The organism is Helicobacter sp. T3_23-1059, assembly GCF_053654515.1.
The window spans coordinates 1-329 of the sequence record NZ_JBSIUV010000266.1 but is presented as its reverse complement, the minus strand read 5'-3'; the positions used below and the strand labels follow the sequence as shown (position 1 = coordinate 329).

General features: G+C 44.7%; 1 protein-coding gene. It reads left to right on the top strand.

From position 1 onward, the window contains the following. On the top strand, positions 1 to 329 hold a 329-nt coding region (locus tag ACWIX0_RS14365), incomplete at both ends, for a hypothetical protein (protein ID WP_454174640.1).

The window sequence follows — 329 nt, the reverse complement described above, 5'->3', positions numbered from 1 at the left end:
AAGCGTAGCAGGGGTAGAATACGATGAAAATGGCAACATAAAAGGCTTTAGCCCTGAAAAATTTCTAGCAGGGTTTATCGCAGGGGGTATCACAAGCAAAGCCACACAAGCCGCACTAAAATCCCCAAAACTAAGACAAAAGGCATTAGATTTTAGTCAAAAAGCAGGCGAAGTCATCACGCACACACTAAAAGAATCAAACCTACCAAAACACGCACAAAATGCGCTAGAAATCGCCTTAGGCAAACGCCTTGCAAACGCGCTAGATTCTCGCGCGTGGATAAATGAGCCAAAACAAGCCATAAACACGCTACGAAAAGCCACGCAAG